This window comes from Streptomyces bungoensis (assembly GCF_001514215.1).
Classification (GTDB): Bacteria; Actinomycetota; Actinomycetes; order Streptomycetales; family Streptomycetaceae; genus Streptomyces; species Streptomyces bungoensis.
Genome location: NZ_KQ948876.1, coordinates 99,582 through 105,811 on the forward strand (window position 1 = coordinate 99,582; position 6,230 = coordinate 105,811).

The following is a 6,230-nucleotide window of genomic DNA, read 5'->3' on the forward strand; positions in this document are numbered from 1 at the left end:
GCCCGTCCGCCCGTTGACCAGGCCTTCCGGAGAAGGTCTACGAAACCACCGCGTGGTCGGCCGAGTTGGAGACCCCCTCGGCGCTCTCCTCGTCGTCCCCGACGGCGATGCCGCGCCGCTTGGAGACGTACACCGCGATGATGATCACCAGCAGCGCGAAGACCGCGACACCGATCCGTACGCCGAGGTTCTTGTCGCTGCCGTAGGAGAACTTGATCACCGCGGGCGCGATGAGCAGCGAGACCAGGTTCATGACCTTCAGCAGCGGGTTGATCGCCGGGCCGGCGGTGTCCTTGAAGGGGTCGCCGACCGTGTCGCCGATCACCGTGGCCGCGTGGGCCTCGCTGCCCTTGCCGCCGTAATGCCCGTCCTCCACCAGTTTCTTGGCGTTGTCCCAGGCGCCACCGGAGTTGGCCAGGAACACCGCCATCAGCGTGCCCGCGCCGATCGCGCCGGCCAGATACGAGCCGAGCGCGCCGACGCCGAGCGTGAACCCGATGAAGATCGGCGCCATGACGGCGAGCAGGCCGGGGGTGGCCAGCTCCCGCAGGGCGTCCTTGGTGCAGATGTCGACGACCTTGCCGTACTCGGGTTTCTCGGTGAAGGTCATGATCCCGGGCTTCTCGCGGAACTGCCGCCGCACCTCGAAGACCACCGAACCGGCGGACCGGGACACGGCGTTGATGGCGAGTCCGGAGAAGAGGAAGACGACCGCGGCGCCCGCGATGAGGCCGACGAGGTTGTTGGGCTGCGAGATGTCCAGCGACAGGCTCAGCGGGGAGCCCGGACCGGTCAGCTTCGCCCCGACGTCCTGCACGTTGGTGGTGATCGCGTCGCGGTACGACCCGAACAGCGCCGACGCCGCGAGGACGGCGGTGGCGATGGCGATGCCCTTGGTGATGGCCTTGGTCGTGTTGCCGACCGCGTCCAGGTTGGTGAGCACCTGCGCCCCGGCGCCCTGGACGTCACCGGACATCTCGGCGATGCCCTGGGCGTTGTCGGAGACCGGCCCGAAGGTGTCCATGGCGACGATCACACCGACCGTGGTGAGCAGGCCGGTGCCGGCCAGGGCGACCGCGAACAGCGCCAGCATGATCGACGTGCCGCCGAGCAGGAACGCCCCGTACACGCCGAGCCCGATGAGCAGGGCGGTGTACACGGCCGACTCCAGGCCCACCGAGATGCCGGCCAGGATGACGGTGGCCGGACCGGTGAGGGACGTCTTGCCGATGTCCCGGACCGGGCGCCGGGTGGTCTCGGTGAAGTAGCCGGTCAGCTGCTGGATGACGGCGGCGAGCAGGATGCCGATGGCCACCGCGACCAGCGCGAGGATCCGCGGGTCGCCGTCCTTGCCCTTGATCGCCGCGTCGGTGACACCCGCGAGGTCGGAGTACTTCGCGGGCAGGTAGACGAACACCGCAGTCGCCACCAGGGCGAGGGAGATCAGCGCGGAGATGAAGAAGCCGCGGTTGATCGCCGTCATGCCGCTGCGGTCGGCGCGCCGTGGGGCGACCGCGAAGATGCCGATCATCGCGGTGAGCACGCCGATGGCGGGCACGATCAGCGGGAAGGCGAGTCCGGAGTCGCCGAAGGCGGCCTTGCCGAGGATGAGTGCCGCCACCAGGGTGACGGCGTACGACTCGAACAGGTCGGCCGCCATGCCCGCGCAGTCGCCGACGTTGTCGCCCACGTTGTCGGCGATGGTCGCGGCATTGCGCGGGTCGTCCTCCGGAATGCCCTGCTCGACCTTGCCGACCAGGTCGGCGCCGACGTCGGCGGCCTTGGTGAAGATGCCGCCGCCCACACGCATGAACATGGCGATCAGGGCGGCGCCGAGGCCGAAGCCCTCGAGCACCTTCGGCGCGTCGGCCGCGTACACCAGCACCACGCAGGAGGCGCCCAGCAGGCCGAGCCCCACCGTGAACATGCCGACGACGCCGCCCGTGCGAAATGCGATCTTCATAGCGGTGTGCGAGACGGTGGTGAGATCCTTTTCCGGTTCACCTTCGGCCGGGGTGGCCTCACGGGCCGCCGCGGCGACGCGCACATTGCTGCGTACGGCGAGCCACATGCCGATATAACCGGTGGCCGCCGAGAACCCCGCGCCGATCAGGAAGAACGCCGATCGTCCGGCACGCTGATTCCAGCCGTCCGCGGGCAGCAGCATGAGCAGGAAGAAGACGACGACGGCGAATACGCCGAGCGTGCGCAGCTGCCGGGCGAGATACGCCTTGGCACCTTCCTGGACCGCCTCGGCGATCTGCTTCATGCTGTCGGTGCCCTCGCCCGCTGCCAGCACCTGGCGTACCAGGACGCCCGCGACCACGAGCGCGGCCAGAGCGACGGCCGCGATCACCGCCACGATGATCCGGTTGTCGTCCGTCAGGACCGCTGCCGCGAGGGTTGTGGGGTGGCCCAACTGATGAGGGGTAGAAAGCCCCGCCATTCGTCCTCCTTGACGCTTGGGCTGAGCTCAAGATGTGGACGGATTCTAGGTACCTGTGGGTGATCTAAACAGAGTACGGCAAACGGAATTGGTCTTCCTGTCCCTCATCAGCAAATGATCGAGGTCCCGCCATGGACCCGAAAGAGGTAATGCCTCAAAGGCATTGACGGCCGGATTGATGCTTGATCAAATTATCAGGCTATTGATCGTGAATAGCTTCACGAATTCGGCGTGTCGCCGGAAACAGCAGGAAGGGCCCTGCTCAGCAGGGCCCTTCGATGCGCTGTGCGCGGGGGTCAGGCGAGTGCGACGGCCGGCGGCGCGGTCGGCCATGTCATCCGGATCAGGCCGCCGTCCCGCCCGGAGGTGACCTCCACGTCGTCCACGAGGCCGCTGATGACCGCGAGGCCCATCTCGTCCTCCTCGACGTCACCGTCACCGTCCTCGGCGGCCCCGGACTCGCCCGGGGTGTGGGGGGCGTGCGGGACCTCGTCGCCGACCTCGATGGAGAACTGCTTCTCCTCCTCGATCAGCGCCACCTTCACCGGCGCGGTGATCTCATGGCTCCGGTGCAGGCCGACGGCGCGGGAGCAGGCCTCGCCCACGGCGAGCCGGACCTCGTCCAGGACGGCCTCGTCCACTCCGGCCCTGCGCGCCACCGCCGCCGCCACCAGCCGGGCGGTGCGGACGTGCTCGGGCAGCGCGCTGAAGCGGAGTTCGACGGTGGCCATGCATCCCCCTCGCTACGGGCGTGCGCTTCGGGGAGCGGGGCCACGCATGGGCCCGCACCCCCTGATGAACTTCTGGGCCCCGGGCACACCGGCCCGGGACGGGGCCGGGCAGCGTCCGGGCCCACGGCCCGGACGCGGCGCACGACCCTCGGTCAGTCGGTGGCCGCCACCGCTTCCTCGACCGAGGTGTGAATCGGGAACACCTTGGTGAGGCCGGTGATACGGAAGATCTTCAGAATGCGCTCCTGGTTGCAGACCAGGCGCAGCGAGCCCTCATGGGCACGCACCCGCTTCAGGCCGCCCACGAGCACGCCGAGCCCGGTGGAGTCGAGGAAGTCCACGCCCTCCATGTCGACGACGAGGTGGAAATTCCCGTCGTTCACCAGCTCGACCAGCTGCTCGCGCAGCTTGGGCGCGGTGTATACATCGATTTCGCCACCGACCTCGACGACCGTACGATCGCCGACGGTACGGGTCGACAGGGACAGGTCCACGGATCCTCCAGCACCTTGCTATCGAGCGGTCGCCCCTCGGAACACCTCGGCTTAAGGCCCCCGGGACGCATCGCCAGCCGCGATGGCATTCAATCACTTACCGGCAGGCGTGCACGACGCCTTGGCTCCATTGTCCGTCACGCCAGTGACACACTCGGTCCCGATGGCCAAGAATCACCGATCCGATCGACCCCCGGCCGACCCGGCGTCCCGCCCGTCTCCGGGCACGGTCCTGCACCGGCTGGCCTCGGGGCCGAGCCGGGCTGCGCGCATCACTCATACGGAGCACTTGCCCCCGCGGGCGGGTCGCCATGCCCTCTGGCCCGACCGGATTCGGCCGGAGGTGATCGCGGCCGTCCAGGCGTGCGGCATCGAGCACCCGTGGGCGCACCAGGCGCTGGCCGCCGAGCACGCCCTGGACGGCGACTCCGTGGTGGTGGCCACCGGCACCGCCTCGGGCAAGTCCCTCGCCTACCTCGTACCGGTCCTGTCCACCCTCCTGGACGGCTCCGAGGCCCCCAACGGCCGCGGAGCCACCGCCCTCTACCTGGCGCCCACGAAGGCGCTGGCGGCCGACCAGTGCCGCTCGGTGAAGGAACTGGCACAACCCCTGGGCACCGCCGTACGCCCGGCCGTGTACGACGGTGACACCCCGTTCGAGGAACGGGAGTGGATCCGCCAGTACGCCAACTACGTCCTCACCAACCCCGACATGCTGCACCGCGGGATACTGCCCTCCCACCCGCGCTGGTCCTCCTTCCTGAAGGCCCTGAAGTACGTCGTCATCGACGAGTGCCACACCTACCGGGGCGTCTTCGGCTCGCACGTCGCCCAGGTGCTGCGCCGCCTGCGCCGCCTGCGCGCCCGCTACGGCGCCTCTCCCGTCTTCCTGCTGGCCTCGGCGACCGCCGCCGAGCCGGCCGTCGCCGCCCGCCGGCTGACCGGTGTGCCGGTGGTCGAGGTCGCCGACGACGCCTCGCCGCGCGGGGAGCTCGTCTTCGCCCTGTGGGAGCCCCCGCTCACCGAACTGCACGGAGAACGGGGTGCACCCGTTCGGCGTACCGCGACCGCCGAGACCGCCGACCTGCTGACCGACCTCACCGTGCAGGGCGTGCGCTCGGTCGCCTTCGTCCGCTCCCGGCGCGGCGCCGAGCTGATCTCGGTGATCACCCAGGAGCGGCTCGCCGAGGTCGATCGTTCTCTGGCCCGGCGTGTCGCGGCCTACCGGGGCGGTTACCTCCCCGAGGAGCGCCGGGCCCTGGAACGCGCCCTGCACTCCGGGGAACTCCTGGGCCTGGCCGCGACGACGGCCCTGGAGCTCGGCGTGGACGTCTCCGGCCTGGACGCCGTGGTGATCGCCGGGTACCCGGGCACGCGCGCCTCCCTGTGGCAGCAGGCCGGCCGCGCGGGCCGTTCCGGCCAGGGCGCCCTGGCGGTCCTCGTGGCGCGCGACGACCCGCTGGACACCTTCCTCGTCCATCATCCCGAGGCCCTGTTCGGCCGTCCGGTGGAATCCACCGTGCTCGACCCCGACAACCCCTACGTCCTCGCCCCGCACCTGTGCGCCGCGGCGGCGGAGATACCGCTGACCGAGGAGGACCTGGACCTCTTCGGCCCCGCCTGCGCGGACGTGCTGCCGCAGCTGGAGGCCGCGAAGCTGCTGCGCCGGCGGGCCACCGCCTGGCACTGGACGCGCCGGGAACGGGCCGCCGACCTGACCGACATCCGCGGCGCGGGCGGGCGCCCGGTGCAGGTCGTGGAGACCGGCACCGGCCGCCTGCTCGGCACGGTCGACGCGGGCGCGGCCCACTCCACCGTCCACGAGGGCGCGGTGCACCTGCACCAGGGCCGCACCTACCTGGTGCGCTCCCTCGACCTGGAGGACTCGGTCGCCCTGGTCGAGCAGGCCGAGCCGCCGTACTCGACGGTCGCGCGTGACACCACGTCGATCGCGATCCTGGAGACGGACACCGAGATCCCGTGGGGTTCCGGCCGCCTCTGCCTCGGCTCCGTCGAGGTCACCAACCAGGTGGTCTCCTTCCTGCGCAGACGGCTGATCACCGGTGAAGTGCTGGGCGAGACGAAACTCGACCTCCCTCCTCGTACGCTGCGCACGCGCGCGGTGTGGTGGACGGTCACCGAGGACCAGCTGGACGAGGCCCGGATCACCCCGGAGATCCTCGGCGGCTCCCTGCACGCCGCCGAGCACGCGTCGATCGGCATGCTGCCCCTCTTCGCGACCTGCGACCGCTGGGACATCGGCGGCGTGTCGGTCCCGCTGCACCCGGACACGCTCCTGCCCACGGTCTTCGTCTACGACGGGCACCCCGGCGGGGCGGGGTTCGCCGAGCGTGCCTTCCACACCGCCCGGGCCTGGCTCGCCGCCACCCGCGAGGCCATCGCCTCCTGCGAGTGCGACGCCGGCTGCCCTTCCTGCATCCAGTCCCCCAAGTGCGGCAACGGCAACGATCCGCTGCACAAGAGGGGGGCGGTACGGCTCCTCACGGTGCTGCTGCGAGGAGCTCCGGAGGAGAAGCCGGACGACGCACCGGCGGGCGG

4 protein-coding genes are annotated in these 6,230 nt (G+C 70.5%); 1 reads left to right on the forward strand and 3 read right to left on the reverse strand.

The annotated features are described in order from the left end of the window. Positions 1 to 37: 37 nt before the first annotated feature. The 3 genes from AQJ66_RS33960 to bldG form a co-directional block, all read right to left on the reverse strand. Positions 38 to 2,446: a sodium-translocating pyrophosphatase gene (locus AQJ66_RS33960; RefSeq protein WP_061929862.1), complete on the reverse strand. Its 2,409-nt coding sequence runs from the start codon at positions 2,444 to 2,446 to the stop codon at positions 38 to 40. 296 nt (positions 2,447 to 2,742) lie between these two features. Further along, a complete protein-coding gene (locus AQJ66_RS33965) occupies positions 2,743 to 3,177 on the reverse strand; it encodes an ATP-binding protein (protein WP_061929864.1) in 435 nt (144 codons plus the stop codon). Positions 3,178 to 3,329: 152 nt separating this feature from the next. Next, entirely contained in the window at positions 3,330 to 3,671 is a 342-nt protein-coding gene (gene bldG, locus AQJ66_RS33970; protein ID WP_010986038.1) for an anti-sigma factor antagonist BldG, read from the reverse strand. A gap of 82 nt (positions 3,672 to 3,753) precedes the next feature. On the opposite strand from bldG, the gene AQJ66_RS33975 reads away from it, so the two are divergent. Then, a partial coding sequence (locus tag AQJ66_RS33975; RefSeq protein ID WP_079060582.1) for a DEAD/DEAH box helicase occupies positions 3,754 to 6,230 on the forward strand: 2,477 nt, incomplete at its 3' end.

Coding starts and splice junctions, on each gene's coding strand:
- AQJ66_RS33960 (WP_061929862.1), bottom strand. CDS start 2,446: ATGGCGGGGCTTTCTACCCCTCATCAGTTGGGCCACCCCACAACCCTC.
- AQJ66_RS33965 (WP_061929864.1), bottom strand. CDS start 3,177: ATGGCCACCGTCGAACTCCGCTTCAGCGCGCTGCCCGAGCACGTCCGC.